Origin of the sequence: Sphingomonas sp. PvP055 (assembly GCF_040546365.1) — a bacterium.
Classification (GTDB): Bacteria; Pseudomonadota; Alphaproteobacteria; order Sphingomonadales; family Sphingomonadaceae; genus Sphingomonas; species Sphingomonas echinoides_A.
Genome location: NZ_JBEPNS010000003.1, coordinates 12,295 through 25,806, shown reverse-complemented (window position 1 = coordinate 25,806; position 13,512 = coordinate 12,295). Strand labels below are relative to the sequence as shown.

The window sequence follows — 13,512 nt, the reverse complement described above, 5'->3', positions numbered from 1 at the left end:
AAACGGTCCGCAGCGGTGCAAACCTTTCGTAAGCTATTTCGAAATATGAGGGAAAATCCAAAGTTGCGTGGTGGGTATCGATGTTCTGGAAAATGTTACGGGAGCGTAATCGGTCACGAGCCGTACAAAGAACTGGTGCCCTGGACAATCTTGCCGAGCCAGGCTTTAACAGCTTCGTCCACAAGGCAGCCATTGCCTTCGATGCGCCAATCTCGCTTCTGACGCTTCTCCACGACGACACCTTGTGGGTAAAGGCCTCGACAGGCCTTGATATGCAATGCGCGCCTCGTGAAAACGGATTTTGCACGCATGCCGTTGATCGTAAGGAACTGCTTGAAGTCTGTGACGCGGACGCCGATCCGCTGTTTGCCACGCTGCTGATTGTCACCGGTAAGCCACACATCCGCTACTACATCGGAGCACCCCTGACGCTCATAGACGGTACTGACATTGGAGCTTTGTGCGTGCTGGACACACAACCGCGCGGACCTGCTTCCCGGGATCAGAAAGCGTATTTGACCGGTCTGGCGCGACAGGCGACTCAGGCAATCGAACGGAATGCTCATATCAAGGGTAGTCTGGCCGCATGATGGAAGTTATCACTTGCATCGTGCAGGAGCATGATCTCCGCCTTGTGGCGGTGGCGATCATTGTCGCTCTGATCGGCTCTGCCGCGACCGGACAGCTCTTCGGGCGTATTCTCGCATCGCGCGGGAAAAGCCGCGCCGGATGGATCGCACTGTGTTCGGTGGGTACAGGCACGATGGTCTGGTGCACGCATTTCGTCGCGATGATGGGGTTTCAGGCTGGCGTGCCGGTCAGGCTCGATCCGGTCCTCACTCTCGGTTCGCTCGGTATTGCAATCCTGCTTGCGGCACCGGGATTGGCCTTGGCGGCACGACGCTCGCGTTCGTTCGTGCTCATCGGTGGTGCTATCGTCGGCGTCGCCATTTCTACCATGCACTATGTCGGGATGATGGCTTACCGGATCGACGGTATCGTCGAATGGCGATGGTTCTATGTGGTTGCGTCTGTCCTGTTGTCGTCGGTGCTCTCTGCCGCAGCCTTTCACGTTTTCCGCAGCAACCGCACCGCCCGCCGTGTCATCGGAGGACTGCTGCTCGGGCTTGCGGTCGCGGCGCTGCACTTCACCGGCATGGCGGCGATGAGGATCAGCGTTCTGGTTCTGAGACCGGAACTTGGGCTCTCCGATGCCACAATGACCCAGCTCGCCCTCGGCACGGCCTGTGCCGGGCTGCTGTTCATCGGCTGCGCTGCGGTCAGTGCGCTTATCGATGGCGAAACGCAGAGCGAAGCCTATCGGCGGATGCGGCGCATGGCGCTTCATGATGGCCTGACCGACCTGCCAAACCGTTTGTGCTTCAACGAAGAACTGGCGATCCGGCGGGAGCGAAAGGGTGGAACACCCCACCTTGCGGTCGTCATGCTCGATCTGTCGCGCTTCAAGAACGTCAACGACACCTACGGTCACCAAGCCGGGGATCAGCTCCTGATGGCGCTTGCCGCACGTATGAGCGATGCGCTTCTTCCTGGCGAATGCATTGCAAGGCTTGGCGGCGATGAGTTCGCAGCGCTCGTTTCCTATACGGAGCAGGCCGAGGTCGACAGCTTTCTGGAACGTGTCGGCAAGGTCTTCACCGAACCATTCACCTTTGAGAGATTTTCCGCCTCAGTCGGTGCCAACATCGGTATCGCCTTGGCACCGCAGGATGGCACCGACGCCGACACGCTCCTCGCCCGAGCCGACCTCGCGATGTACCGCGCCAAAGGCGCGCATTCGGCTACCCCATGCTTTTACGACCCTACTATGGATGAAGCCGCGCGGGATCGGCGCGAATTGGCCAACGAGCTTCGCAACGCCGTCGCCAAGGGTGACTTCGAGCTGCACTATCAGGTTCAGGCTTCGGTCACGACTGGGGAGATCAGCGGCTACGAGGTGCTGGTGCGATGGCGGCATCCGTCCCGCGGACTGATTTCTCCTGTAATTTTCATCCCGCTCGCTGAGGAAATCGGCGCGATCATTCCGCTGAGCAACTGGATCATCGCCCAGGCCTGCTTCGAGGCCGCGCTTTGGCCGAACCGGCACGTGATCGCGGTCAACCTGTCGCCATTGCACCTGTCCGATCCTGGGTTGGTCGGAACCGTTCGCCGCGCGCTCGATGATAGCGGCCTGCCAGCGGAACGGCTGGCACTGGAATTGACTGAAAGCGCGATCATCCGCGACCGCCGTTACGCGCTCGATCAGTTGCGTGAACTCAAGGCGATGGGCATTGGCTTGGCCCTGGACGACTTTGGCGTCGGATACTCCTCGCTCGACGTGCTGCGATCATTTTCGTTCGACAGGATCAAGCTCGACAAGTCCTTCGTCGACGAGATTGAACGCGACGAACAAGCCGTCGCGCTTCTGCGCTCGATTGTGGCGTTGGGAACGACGTTGCACATTCCCGTGCTCGCGGAAGGGATTGAGGAGCCCGGACAATTGCGGATTGCGGCACGCGAGGGATGTTCGGCAATCCAGGGCTATTTGATCGGTCGACCATCGCGCGATCTTGTAGACGCCGATCAAGTGCGCTTGGTGGTCAAACATGCAAATTTCCGAGGTTCAGAGGTCAGTCTCGTCGCATAGCCGTCGGTATTTCGAGGATAGCTATCGTGGCTGGCAGCCTTAAGTCATCGCCCGGATAGGGGCGGGACCAAGGCACGGGATCTACCCACAAAGGACCGGCGATCGAGAAGGCCGGGGCCTTTCAAAAGGATGATTTAGCAGCACCGGCTTACTTAGTTGCTGATGCAGCTGCCGCCTATGATTTTGGCATCAACAGGCACGGTGGCGAGCCGGACCCCGCACTCGTCTTCAATTTGGAATTCTAGAGCAACGTGGGCCCCACCGTTCCGTATTGCATCAGCGATAAGATGCCTTGCTGATACTTCGGTCGCCGTACATGCATCCTCCAGCGTGTTAAAGTGCTGCCCTTCAGGATCGGCAATCACGCCGTTTGCTGTCATGATATGAGTAAAGAATATTGCCACCTTCCATCAACCCGCAAAATGGCCGGCAGTTTCTGTAAGCTAGCAGACAAAGCACTTCGCTTAGTCCTTGCAAACTGGTGGCTGAGTCGGCGCTCCCGAAAGGAACCGCGATTGGGACAGGCGAACGGGCATGGGGGCCGAGCTACTGCATCAGCCTGGCCATTTCCCAAAACCTGTGCCCGATTGGCTTTTCCCAAAACAGCTGAACGATGACGGAGAAACGGGAAAGCGGCAAAGTCATAAAAGTATCGAGTTCTGGCGACGTGTGCCGGTGGTCGCATTGGCTCGCGCGACCGATATGTCGTTACGTTCGTTGCAACCGCTCGGGCATACTTCATGGGCCCACGTTGAAGGAGCAACACAATGTCGGACCTCAGCCTACACGACCTGTCAAAAAAGATGGCAAAGTTGGACTTCACGATGATGGCCACTCGCTCACCCAACGGCACCTTGACAGCCCGCCCAATGAGCAACAACGGCGATGTCGAATATCGAGGCGACAGCTACTTTTTCGCCTACCAAAACTCGCGAAAAATTGCCGACCTGCGCGCCGATCCGCACGTCACGCTTAGCTATACCGGTGCAGTCGGTATGCTTGGCGGTCCCCCGCTGTTTGTAACTGTCGAAGGCACCGCTGCGCTGATCGAGGACAAAGCCGCGTTCGCCGATCATTGGACCAAGGATCTCGATCGGTACTTTCCCGAGGGCATCGACACACCCGGTGTCGTGATGATCCGTATCGATGCAAAGGCGATCCGCTACTGGGATGGTAGCGATGAGGGCGAGATCACCATTTAAGCGAGGCACCTGAAGCCTGTACCACACAGGACTTCCGCGGCGTTGTCGCGGAAGTCCTAAGTTTCGCGACAGAGTTCCAAACGCTCCTCCTTACTCGTGCACCAATGTCGCAAAAGTCTATTGCATAATATTTTTGTTCCGATACAGTTATGCGACATGCTGATTGGCTACGCCCGTGTGTCCACCGATGACCAGGATCTCCGCCTGCAACGTGCCGCGTTGAAAGAGGCCGGATGCAAGCGGACTTTCGAGGAAAAGATCTCGGGCGCAAAGCGTGACCGCCCCGAGCTGGCCAAGATAATCGAGCAGCTGCGCGACGATGACACGGTGGTGGTGACGCGGCTCGACCGACTGGCACGTTCCACCCGCGACCTGCTGGATATTGCCGAGAAGCTGAAAGAGGCCGGCGCTGGCTTGCGCTCGCTGGCTGAGCCCTGGGCAGATACGACCTCGCCAGCGGGTCGCATGGTGCTGACCGTGTTCGCCGGCATTGCCGAGTTCGAGCGCGATTTGATTCACCAACGCACCAGCAGCGGGCGGGTAGCTGCCAAGGCGAGGGGTGTACGCTTCGGGCGCCCGCCCAAACTCACCCCCGACCAGATCGCGCTAGGTGAGCGGCTGGTAAGAGAGGGCACGTCCGTGCGGGAAGCTGCCAAGCTGCTCAAATGCCACCATGCGACGCTTTACCGGGCGCTAACCGCCGCAGCACTGACCGCATAATGCAAGGCGTTCTGCAACGCGATGCAGCGGAACGGGAGGCCTAATGCCAATCCGGCCCGAGCACGTGTTCCTGTACCCGATCGACTGGCCGCAGCTCTCGCATCACGTGCGCTTTGTGCGGGCCGGGGGCTGCTGCGAGCATTGTGGGCGCCCCCACGGGCAAAGGGTATTCCATCTACGCGACGGGCGATGGTGGGACCGGAAACGGCATTGCTGGCGCAACGGGCAAGGCCGGCGTGTGCGGCGACCAACAGAGAACATCCTGACGCACGGTGCCTGGACGCCTGTGGTGTTGGCCTGCGCTCACTTCAACCATGACCCCAGCGACAGCGCACTCTATCAGCTAGCGGCTCTTTGCCAGCGCTGCCACATGCTCCACGACGGCCCAGAGCATCGACGCAGGCGTTGGATGAACGCGCACTACCGGCGCGCGCTCGGCGATCTGTTCTACGGTCCATACCCCACGTTGGGAGGCGACTGGATCACGCCCACGCCAATTAGCATGCTCGACGGTAGCCCACCGCTCTACGCTTGGATCCGGTAACGAACAGCCAGATCGTAGCTGCCGCAAAGGGGCCCGGAAATCCGCTGATCCTTATTGCTTTGTTGGGTTTTCGCTCATATCTCGGGGGCAATCGAACCCGCCAGGCCTCTGCCCGCAAGGACATGCACACTTGGCGGGTCTTTTTTTACCCTGCTAAGCAGGATGGGTGCCACGCCCTTTCAAAAAACCCGCGACAACGATCGCGCAGCAGCTTCAACATCTCCAGGCTGAAGGCATGGCAATCCCAGATATGGCGCGGGCCGAGCACTGGTTACGCCATGTCAGCTATTACCGCCTGAGCGCCTACTGGCTGCCCTTCGAACATCCCAAGGGCAATCCCAGCCCTCGCTTCTTACCGGGCACGAGCTTCGACACCGTCACCGCTCTATACGATTTTGACCGCCGCCTTCGGCTTCTAGTGCTCGATGCAATCGAGCGGATAGAAGTCGCTGTGCGGGGAAGCTGGGCCTCCGAGCTGGCCCAGCGGTTTGGACCTCACGGCTATCTGGATGTAGCACTCTACTCTCATCCGGGTAGGTACCAGGACAACCTAACCCGCCTCGCCAACGACGTGGCAAGCTCGCCCGAGACGTACATCGATCATTATCGCCGGACCTATAACACGCCGGCAATGCCGCCGGTGTGGATGGTAGCGGAGATGATGTCGTTCGGGCAGCTCTCACGCTGGTATGCGCTGCTCGACGATCGGGCGCTGCGCAACGCCATAGCCAAGCCCCTCGGCCTTCACGAGGCGGTGCTGGTGCCGCTCCTGAAGCATCTTTCAACTATCCGAAACAGCTGCGCGCATCATGCCCGGCTCTGGAACCGCGGTTTTTTGCTGCGCATGCGGGTGCCCTTCAAGCCGGTCGCCCTCGTCAGCACGCTTGAACCGCCCGCAGCCCATGCTCCTGCGCAGCTCTACAACGCTTTGGTCCTGATCGTTTACCTGTTGAGGCAGGTCGCTCCGGCATCGGCATGGCGGGACGAGCTGACGGCACTGCTCGCCCAACATCCTACCGGGGAGCTGAGCGCCATGGGATTTCCTCAAGATTGGAGCGCCAGACCCTTGTGGCTTTAACCGACGGGACCGAGCGCGCGACCGAGTTCCCGTTCGCGGAATGGCTGCTTGGCGTTGAGGACGCCGGAAACCGGCTGACAGGGCGCGTCCGTCATTGCTCGCGCAGCGCGTTCGTCCACCTCCGCAAGGCTTGGAGGCTACACGGTGTCGACGACGAAATGTCTATGTTTCGCGCGATCACGGCTGAGGAGGAAGCGGCGACCGCCTTGATTCAGGCTCTAAAGGCACGGCGATACGCTGGTGCCGACAGGTTGCGGCCATGGAAACACGAGCACAAGACAGCATTCTGGCCGCTTGTTGAGGCCGTGAACCGTATTCTGGTCGCGAGCGGCATGCCCACGCCCAAGATCGCCTTGGCAAGGAGAGGCATGCCAAAGGTCGCGCTTAAGCTCGACATCGCAGCCATGACGGGATCGGCTGAGCCGCTTTGGGGCGAGCCCGACCACCCGTTGAACTTCCTGCTCCGATCCGGCCATGCCTCCGAACCGCTCGTCCACATGTTCGAGGCCGAGTTCGACACAAATGGACGTTCAAGCGCGCTTTACGGCCTCCCACTTCCGGCCGTTCGTTCATGACGGTCTCGGAACCGCGTGTTGTGAGCTGAGGAGGCGACCGAGCCGTCAATCCGTGGGCGGCTTTTGGCTGATGTTTCGATGGTGGGGGCTCGGGCGGCACCTGCAACATGACAGCCAAATGAACTTTTATTCTTTCGGAAACAAAAAGACACAATTGCTGTTCAGTGACGAGGGCCGCGGTGTGTCGCGCCTGAAACGGGGTTCCTCGGATGGATCAGACAGCTTTTCTCACCGGGTTCACGGTCATGTCGCTGGGGTCGCTTGCGATATATGCTACTGGCAAAAAATCATACCCGGCCGGGCATCATACGCTACTACATGCGAGCGTGCCGTTCATTGCCGCCACGGCGTATCTCGCTATGGCGTTCGGCATCGGCACGTTGCTCAGTTTTGATGGGTCGATCACCTATCTCGCACGCTACCTCGACTGGTCGGTAACCACGCCGATCCTGTTGGCCGGCTTGGTGCTGGCGGCATTTCACGAGCACGGTAAACCCGGCACTGTCGGTGGCTACCTCACAGCAATCATTGTCCTTGACGTTCTTATGATCCTGACCGGACTGATCTCCTCTCTCGCGCCTGCCTCGCCTGCCAAATGGGTCTGGTATGTTTGGTCCTGCGTCGCATTTGTCGGTGTTCTGTACCTTTTGTGGGGTCCGCTGCTCAAGCAAGCACGTAGCCACAGCGCGGCACTCGGCACCGCCTATACCAAGAACCTCACTTTCTTGACCGTGGTCTGGTTCTTGTATCCCATCGTCTTCCTGCTCGGACCGGAGGGCTTGAAGGTCATCACTGACCCGACGTCGGTGTGGGCGTTCCTAATTATGGATATCGTCGCCAAGGTGGTTTACGCTTTCTACGCGGCGGTCAATCTCGACAAGGCGTTGCCCCATCAAGGCGACGACCGCCTTTACCGCTCGTGACATTGCGCGCTCCTGCATTCGGCTGGGGCGTACTTCTGGCGGCGACATTGCCCGCCGCCTTTGGTCCGATACCCGTTCAGCTCGGTTTTGCAGGCGTGACGGTAGGTATGATCGGCCTCGCGCATGGCGCCAGCGATCTTGCCATTGTTAGGACGGACCGGCGCGGTGCGTTCCTCTGGGCATATGTACTTGTAACCTTGGTCTGCCTTGCCTGGTGGATCGCTGCTTCTGCGGTCGCGCTTCCCGCGTTTCTGCTCGCTTCGGGGTTGCACTTTGGGCTCGAGGATGCGCCTGCGGACAGACCGCTCGAACGGCTTGGGCGTGGCATAAGCTTGGTCGCCACGCCAGCGACACTGCATATCGTGGCACTAACGAACCTTCTGTCGCTGGCCGGATTGCCAAAAGATATCGCCCCAGCACTTGTCGAGATGCTCGCGATAGCCGGCGGTGCGGCGGCAGCGGGCCTCGTTTGGCGGGGCATCGCCCGAGCTGACCGACGCCTGATCATTGGCACGGTCGCATTGCTCCTTTTGCCACCGTTGATTGGATTCTCGCTAGGGTTCCTAATCCTGCATGCCTTACCCCAAACCACAGAACGGCGCGTAAGGCTCGGATGCGCGACGACAGCCGCATATTTGCGAGAAACCTGGCCAATCTTGCTTGCGGCGGTGATCCTGGTTTGCGCGATCGTTATCATTGTACTCCGCTGGGACTCCACGGGCGTACGGTCGCTCTTCGCCGCGCTTGCCGCACTTGCCGTGCCTCATTTGCTGGTTACTCCGTGGTTTGAGCAACCTATGCCACGGCTTGGTCAGGCGACGGCAGCCATACACTCCAGTTAAACAGCTATAGACATTACCCTTACTAAGCTCCGGCAGGTCCGGCTGCGAATGAATATTTTCGCAGCTTGGAAATTGAACAATGTGCTTGCGACTGACGTCGACATCGTCGGTGTGTAGTGATGGTGAATCAGAAAGCCATCGTCCCGCAAACGCAAGCAGACCCCGAAAGCGACGCCGGACAGTCTCTTTGCGACCCCCAACTTTAGACAGCTATTTATGGCGAAGATCCAATTTTCGATCCGGCGCTTCGGGTCTTGGCTTGAAGCGCCCTGGACCCTAGAGCGAGCTGAGCCTTCGGCGGCAAGCGACATCTAGAGAAAACCAGTATGCAGATCATCGTACGCGACAACAACGTGGATCAGGCACTCCGCGTTCTTAAAAAGAAGCTGCAGCGCGAAGGGATCTATCGCGAACTGAAGCTGCGGAAACACTACGAAAAGCCCTCGGAGAAACGTGCGCGTCAGCATGCTGCCGCCATCCGTCGCGCGAAAAAGGCTGATCGCAAGCGTGCCGAGAAGGACGGCTGATCAGCCTTCGTGCTGCCCATGACGACGTGATCGAATATAAGTCATTTGCGATCGCCCTTCATGGCGCTGAGCGAAGCCAGCTGTCCGCAGCTGACCGCAGGTGACCTTCTGACCCAAACTTTGACATTCAAACGCCCTTCCCCGTCTCCCACTTCCGGACGTTCATTCATGAAGTCTGAACGTAGTTCCTCATGATCCGCGTTTGTTCGGGGTTCGAGAAAACGGGGAACCCTGCTGCAGTCGTTCCGGCAACCGCTTGATCTATGACGCAATGAATCGCGTTGCCGCCTCAGGCGATAGGTCTAAGCTGCTGATAACCTCGAGGGTCCCCCAAAGATCAACTTGGCCAGGGCTGCAGTTAAGGTCACCTCCGAACTGCAGCCCGCCTCCAGTAGCTAGCGATCGTTCAACGCCTGCCGCGTCGCAGCGGTCAGCTCGCTGAAGGCGGCCTGCCATGTTCCGCCCATCCGCGTGACTGAATGTCTTGAACTGGGCACTTGCAGACTGGCAGCTTTCTCGCCTCGTAGCTGCCGGTCGGCTTTCGGACAGGATTGGCGCCTGCGAATGGTTTAAACGGCGATATGTGGTGGGGAACGGACAGGCAGCTTTCAGGAGGCGGCTGCCGATAGCTGCCGTTCCCGAAAAGGATGGTGAAATGGGAAAGCGTCCGTCAATTCAGGTCGAGCGCATGATGCGGCGCATCGCTTGGGGAGGCTGCCCGTATCGCGCTATGAACGCCCGTCGCATCCGCTCGGGATCGTTGAAGCCAACGGCGCGTGCGATTGCCTCCACCGGCTCGGATCCGTCCTGTAGGCGTAGATGGGCAGCCTCAGTGCGAAGCCGCTCGATCGCCTTCGCCGGCGTTTCCCCGGTCTCCCTACGGAACGCGCGGCCGAACTGGCGCGGGCTGAGCCTGGCCGCCTCGGCCAGCCGTTCGAGCGGTAGCGGCTCTGACAGGTGCTCGCGCGCGAAGGCGAGCGCTACGCGCATCCGGTCGGACTCCGGCTCCATCTGCGACAAGGCGGAGAATTGCGACTGGCCGCCAGGTCGCCGGTGATAGACAACCAACTCGCGTGATACCTGCCGCGCCAGATCAATGCCGTGATCGACTTCGATTAGCGCCAGTGCGAGGTCTATGCCAGCGGTGACGCCCGCAGACGTCCATAGCGGACCATCGGCGACATAGATGCGGTCCGCTTCGACCGACACGGCCGGGAAGCTGGCTTGCAGTTCTTGGGCACGCGACCAGTGCGTCGTCGCTCGTCTCCCGTCCAGCAAGCCCGCCCCCGCAAGCAGGAACGCTCCCGTGCAGATACTCGCTATGCGGTTTGTGCCCTCGGCAAGCCGCTGCACGGTCGCGATTTCCTCCGGTAAGCGCATGGCTTCGATTGCGCCGCCAACAACCAGCAGCGTGTCGAAGGCGGCATCATCGGGCGGCATCGTTTCAATCGGCAAGCTCGTGCCGCTCACTATAGACCCACCGGTTCGCGAGAGGACGCGCCACCCATAAAGCTGCTGCCCCGCTACGGTATTGGCCGCGTTGAATGCGTCCAGCGGGCCTGCGAGGTCGAGAAGCTGGTAAAAGGGCGGGACGTAGAAGCCAATGCGATGCGTCATGACGCTTTTTAAGGGATCATTGTCCTTTGCGCCAGCCGCTCTCCCGCTAGGGTCAAGCGACTGTTCCGCCCCTGAAGGACAACGCCCATGCTGCCGACCAACGCCACCCTACTCGTGATCGACGTGCAACAGGGGTTCCTCGATCCGTCCTGGGGACCACGAAACAACCGCCAAGCGGAAGCCAATATCGCTCGGCTGATCGAAGCTTGGCGGCACGACGGGCGGCCAGTGCGACACGTCCATCACTCGTCTCGCAGTGCGACCGGCACCTTTGTTGAAGGCACGCCCGGCTTTCAGCCCAAGCCGGAAGCCACCGTCGTGGCTGGCGAGCGGGTCCATGTAAAAAAGGTCAACAGCTCCTTCATCGGTACTACTTTGGAACAGGAATTACGGGATGCGGGGGTGGACACGCTGGTGGTAGTCGGGCTGACGACTAACCATTGCGTCTCCACTACGGTCCGCATGGCGGGCAACCTCGGCTTTACAGTATATCTGGTCGCGGACGCGACCGCGACGTTCGACCGATTGGGCCTTGACGGGGAAATGCGGCCCGCTGCGGAGGTTCACGAGGCTGCACTTAGCGACCTGTCGGAGGAGTTCGCCACAATCGTCAACACGGCTGAGATGCTGCGGAAGCTGGACGCCCCTCAGCCGCTGGTCACAGCATAGCGCTCCTTCTCGCAAACGAAGGTACAGCGGGAAAGGCGTGGTGCGACAGTGGTTTCATCGTCGCCAAACTTGCCGCTTTCCCAAAATCTGTTCCCGATTGGGTTTTCCCGAAATTGCCTGCCGGACATGGAAAAACGGGAATCTAATGATGGCTCGAACGGCAGGTCTCAGGATCGTGCGCGTACAGACTGAACGACCGGGTTTGGGCGCTTCCGGACCGTCCGCTTTCGGAAGGCCAGGCGTGCGATAACGACCAATGCGCATAGCTGCGGTTCACGCCATTGGGCGTTATCAGCACTCCGTCCGCGCGCTCATCACCTCACGCCTACGTCCGATTTTTGGTGGCTAGCTGCCGTCCGAAAAAATTGCCTTGTCGGCGGAGCGACGAACCAAGCTTTGGGGTTCAGCCCCCTCCGACCTACGCTGATACTCTTCCGCCATATCTGCGTGGATTTTGCGTATCGCAGGGTCTGATGCTTCGGACGCCGATATGCGTTCCATTGCGGCACGTCGAGCAAAGTAGGCGCGGTCTTGGTCATCGAACATGGTAACCTCCTTACAGGCTACCAAATTTCATCATTGCCGTCCGTCTGTTGTCAAGAGGCCCTCCGGAGCGGGTCATTCTGCCCGCTTTTGGGCGATTTAAGACCGGCTGCTTTCCTCTCTAATAGCTGCCGGTCTGCTTTCAGGAACGGTCGCCTCTCGGCATTGGTTGAACATCGCGAACTGGTGGTTAGGCGACAGGTACCTTTCAGGACTCGATAGCCGTTAGCTGCCATCCCGATTCCGCCGGCCTTTCTTATAAGGAATCGAGAAAAGAGAACGCGCTGCGTGTACCGGAAGAGCTGTCATATTGGCTGAGGGGCTGGATGCTTTGTATGCAGCAGGCAGAGACCAGGGTGTGGGCGAATGACGATAGCGGCAATCGTGTTTCTTCTTTGCTGGGCTACCCTTATCCGTGACGCGCGCACGCCTATCACCCGTTTTCTACACCGCCTGACGGTGGAGATTCCCGCTGCAGCGTTGAACCGCCTTGAACCCGGGCACATCGCATTGGCAATTGTCGTAACAATGTTGGTCGTTGTGCATCTCAATGCGGGAGATAGCGACGCGATCCGCATGGTTGCGTTGTTTGCCCCAGAAGTCACCGTATGGCTTGCCAGCCTCGAGATCAGCGCCATTGTTGAGGCGGTCGTAGCCTTGGCTGCTGCTACGGCGGCATTGCGCCGTTTAGGTATTGCCGCCACCCTTACAAGAGTTTTCGTCTCTCTGCCACGACACCCTAAAAACAAGGTAAATCGTGCGCGGAAGGGACCACGACTTAACCACAAAGTGCCTTCGAACGATGAAGAGGACGGGGTGAGGTTCGCGCTAGCGAGCTGAGCTTAACAGTTCGTCGGAAACGGCTTCGACAGCCGCTCCACTCGGATACCCCTGTCATCATGTCGGCCATGCGCGCCGACCCTTCGCCATAGGTGCGACTTGCTTGACCATCTTCTAGCTATTTTGCTGCTTCTCGTTGTCCCGATGCGCGCGCTTTGGCGCAGCCGACCTGGACGGACCGCCTCTCGCACTAAGATCACCCGTTACATAACCACAATTGGGATGGTGGCCGGGTTGCTCGCTCTATTAGCAACCAGCTGGCTTATGACAGGTCGATCCGCACAAGCGCTTGGCCTTAATGCTCCTACATCGACACCTTCGCTGATTGGTCTTGGCGTCGCGATTGCAACTTTTAATGCCCTGTTCCTCAGCAAAAACAAGAAACCTAAGCCGTCGCAGAGGGAGGAAATAGACGCCGTACGGCGGGATCTATTTCCTGAAACACCAAACGAAGTGAAGCTGTTTCTGCTTTTGAGCCTTGCAGTCGGAGGTGGATGGGAGATACTCTATCGAGGTTTTCTTTTGTACTACCTACCGGCAAGGATCGGTCTATTAGGTGCGATCATCATCGCAGCCCTTGCATACGGCGCGGCGCACGGGTTCAAAACCCCAAAGCAATTCGTAGGTAGCGTCGTGTCTGCGCTGGCTTTTACTATTGCATATGTCGCCACATCAAATTTGTGGTGGTTGATACTGTTACACATAGGGGTAATGCTATTCGGCGCCATCGTCAGCAAGGCCATCAGTGGTGATTTAGAAGCGAGTTGATTGGTGATGGATCTTCC

Annotated in this window: 14 protein-coding genes; 12 read left to right on the top strand and 2 right to left on the bottom strand. The window is 59.1% G+C overall.

Annotated elements, in window-relative coordinates:
- Positions 1 to 80: 80 nt before the first annotated feature.
- Together ABIC16_RS20015 and ABIC16_RS20010 are read left to right on the top strand one after the other, a co-directional pair.
- A complete protein-coding gene (locus ABIC16_RS20015; protein WP_354292633.1) occupies positions 81 to 590 on the top strand; it encodes a GAF domain-containing protein in 510 nt (169 codons plus the stop codon).
- Complete coding sequence (locus ABIC16_RS20010; RefSeq protein ID WP_354292631.1) at positions 587 to 2,647, top strand: putative bifunctional diguanylate cyclase/phosphodiesterase; 2,061 nt, start codon at positions 587 to 589, stop codon at positions 2,645 to 2,647. The genes ABIC16_RS20015 and ABIC16_RS20010 overlap by 4 nt, the downstream gene beginning before the upstream one ends.
- Before the next feature lie 152 nt (positions 2,648 to 2,799).
- Here the strand turns inward: ABIC16_RS20010 and ABIC16_RS20005 are convergent, their stop codons facing one another.
- Complete coding sequence (locus ABIC16_RS20005) at positions 2,800 to 3,051, bottom strand: DUF6894 family protein (RefSeq protein ID WP_354292629.1); 252 nt, start codon at positions 3,049 to 3,051, stop codon at positions 2,800 to 2,802.
- Between the two features lie 363 nt (positions 3,052 to 3,414).
- On the opposite strand from ABIC16_RS20005, the gene ABIC16_RS20000 reads away from it, so the two are divergent.
- The 7 genes from ABIC16_RS20000 (at position 3,415) to rpsU (ending at position 9,058) form a co-directional block, all read left to right on the top strand.
- On the top strand, positions 3,415 to 3,849 hold the full coding sequence (locus ABIC16_RS20000; protein ID WP_354292627.1) for a pyridoxamine 5'-phosphate oxidase family protein: 435 nt from the start codon (positions 3,415 to 3,417) through the stop codon (positions 3,847 to 3,849).
- Between the two features lie 156 nt (positions 3,850 to 4,005).
- Positions 4,006 to 4,569, top strand: coding sequence for a recombinase family protein (locus tag ABIC16_RS19995; RefSeq protein WP_354292626.1), 564 nt, complete (start codon positions 4,006 to 4,008; stop codon positions 4,567 to 4,569).
- Positions 4,570 to 5,348: 779 nt separating this feature from the next.
- Entirely contained in the window at positions 5,349 to 6,191 is an 843-nt protein-coding gene (locus tag ABIC16_RS19990; RefSeq protein WP_354292624.1) for an Abi family protein, read from the top strand.
- Positions 6,164 to 6,766 (top strand): hypothetical protein, encoded by a 603-nt coding sequence (locus tag ABIC16_RS19985; protein WP_354292622.1) that lies wholly within the window; start codon positions 6,164 to 6,166, stop codon positions 6,764 to 6,766. Before ABIC16_RS19990 ends, ABIC16_RS19985 begins: the two co-directional genes overlap by 28 nt.
- Positions 6,767 to 6,975: 209 nt before the next feature.
- Positions 6,976 to 7,689: a bacteriorhodopsin gene (locus ABIC16_RS19980; RefSeq protein WP_354292620.1), complete on the top strand. Its 714-nt coding sequence runs from the start codon at positions 6,976 to 6,978 to the stop codon at positions 7,687 to 7,689.
- Complete coding sequence (locus tag ABIC16_RS19975) at positions 7,686 to 8,531, top strand: Brp/Blh family beta-carotene 15,15'-dioxygenase (protein WP_354292618.1); 846 nt, start codon at positions 7,686 to 7,688, stop codon at positions 8,529 to 8,531. Before ABIC16_RS19980 ends, ABIC16_RS19975 begins: the two co-directional genes overlap by 4 nt.
- 326 nt (positions 8,532 to 8,857) lie before the next feature.
- Positions 8,858 to 9,058 carry a 30S ribosomal protein S21 gene (gene rpsU, locus ABIC16_RS19970; protein ID WP_010215290.1) on the top strand — a complete coding sequence of 67 codons (201 nt, stop codon included), beginning with the start codon at positions 8,858 to 8,860 and terminating at the stop codon, positions 9,056 to 9,058.
- Positions 9,059 to 9,733: 675 nt separating this feature from the next.
- Here rpsU and ABIC16_RS19965 read toward each other — a convergent pair.
- Positions 9,734 to 10,675 (bottom strand): GlxA family transcriptional regulator, encoded by a 942-nt coding sequence (locus ABIC16_RS19965; protein ID WP_354292616.1) that lies wholly within the window; start codon positions 10,673 to 10,675, stop codon positions 9,734 to 9,736.
- Between the two features lie 87 nt (positions 10,676 to 10,762).
- On the opposite strand from ABIC16_RS19965, the gene ABIC16_RS19960 reads away from it, so the two are divergent.
- The 3 genes from ABIC16_RS19960 to ABIC16_RS19950 all read left to right on the top strand — a co-directional run bounded on the left by ABIC16_RS19960 (position 10,763) and on the right by ABIC16_RS19950 (position 13,495).
- Positions 10,763 to 11,344: a cysteine hydrolase family protein gene (locus ABIC16_RS19960; RefSeq protein ID WP_354292615.1), complete on the top strand. Its 582-nt coding sequence runs from the start codon at positions 10,763 to 10,765 to the stop codon at positions 11,342 to 11,344.
- A 909-nt stretch (positions 11,345 to 12,253) separates the two neighbouring features.
- Positions 12,254 to 12,727, top strand: coding sequence for a hypothetical protein (locus tag ABIC16_RS19955; RefSeq protein ID WP_354292613.1), 474 nt, complete (start codon positions 12,254 to 12,256; stop codon positions 12,725 to 12,727).
- A gap of 99 nt (positions 12,728 to 12,826) precedes the next feature.
- The gene (locus tag ABIC16_RS19950; protein WP_354292611.1) at positions 12,827 to 13,495 is read left to right on the top strand and encodes a CPBP family intramembrane glutamic endopeptidase; all 669 of its coding nucleotides are present in this window, start codon (positions 12,827 to 12,829) and stop codon (positions 13,493 to 13,495) included.
- The last annotated feature ends 17 nt before the right edge of the window (positions 13,496 to 13,512 follow it).

Coding starts and splice junctions, on each gene's coding strand:
- ABIC16_RS20015 (WP_354292633.1), top strand. CDS start 81: ATGTTCTGGAAAATGTTACGGGAGCGTAATCGGTCACGAGCCGTACAA.
- ABIC16_RS20010 (WP_354292631.1), top strand. CDS start 587: ATGATGGAAGTTATCACTTGCATCGTGCAGGAGCATGATCTCCGCCTT.
- ABIC16_RS20000 (WP_354292627.1), top strand. CDS start 3,415: ATGTCGGACCTCAGCCTACACGACCTGTCAAAAAAGATGGCAAAGTTG.
- ABIC16_RS19995 (WP_354292626.1), top strand. CDS start 4,006: ATGCTGATTGGCTACGCCCGTGTGTCCACCGATGACCAGGATCTCCGC.
- ABIC16_RS19990 (WP_354292624.1), top strand. CDS start 5,349: ATGGCAATCCCAGATATGGCGCGGGCCGAGCACTGGTTACGCCATGTC.
- ABIC16_RS19980 (WP_354292620.1), top strand. CDS start 6,976: ATGGATCAGACAGCTTTTCTCACCGGGTTCACGGTCATGTCGCTGGGG.
- rpsU (WP_010215290.1), top strand. CDS start 8,858: ATGCAGATCATCGTACGCGACAACAACGTGGATCAGGCACTCCGCGTT.
- ABIC16_RS19965 (WP_354292616.1), bottom strand. CDS start 10,675: ATGACGCATCGCATTGGCTTCTACGTCCCGCCCTTTTACCAGCTTCTC.
- ABIC16_RS19960 (WP_354292615.1), top strand. CDS start 10,763: ATGCTGCCGACCAACGCCACCCTACTCGTGATCGACGTGCAACAGGGG.
- ABIC16_RS19955 (WP_354292613.1), top strand. CDS start 12,254: ATGACGATAGCGGCAATCGTGTTTCTTCTTTGCTGGGCTACCCTTATC.